The sequence below is a fragment of the Paraburkholderia sediminicola genome, assembly GCF_046027355.1.
In the GTDB taxonomy this organism is placed as follows: Bacteria; Pseudomonadota; Gammaproteobacteria; order Burkholderiales; family Burkholderiaceae; genus Paraburkholderia; species Paraburkholderia sediminicola_B.
Genome location: NZ_JAQQEK010000156.1, coordinates 1 through 312 on the forward strand (window position 1 = coordinate 1; position 312 = coordinate 312).

The 312-nt window shown below is 61.2% G+C and carries 1 protein-coding gene; it reads right to left on the reverse strand.

Features of this window, described 5'->3' with window-relative positions:
- Positions 1–312 (reverse strand): hypothetical protein (locus PQR42_RS45700; protein ID WP_408496137.1); only part of this gene is annotated, 312 nt, incomplete at both ends.

The window sequence follows — 312 nt, forward strand, 5'->3', positions numbered from 1 at the left end:
TATTGGCGATGTCGGCTGATACGTGGCCCTCGTTCAACTGGCGGATCACTTCCTGCCTGACCTCCGGGAGGACTGGCGGCGCATCTGCCGCGGCCGCGGGCTGGCCGGCCTGTTCGGTCAGAAACGCCTGGTGTATCTTCTGGGTTTCGCCCAACAGATACTGCTCAATTAGCCGGTTGACGACGTCAGGCTCCACATTCAGGTTCTGCGCGATCTGCTCCGGCGGAATTTGATCCGCCAGCTGCTTAAGAACCTCCGGTGTCATCGTCTCTTCGTTCGTAGGCGGCGGCGCGTCGACACGCTGGCGTTTTG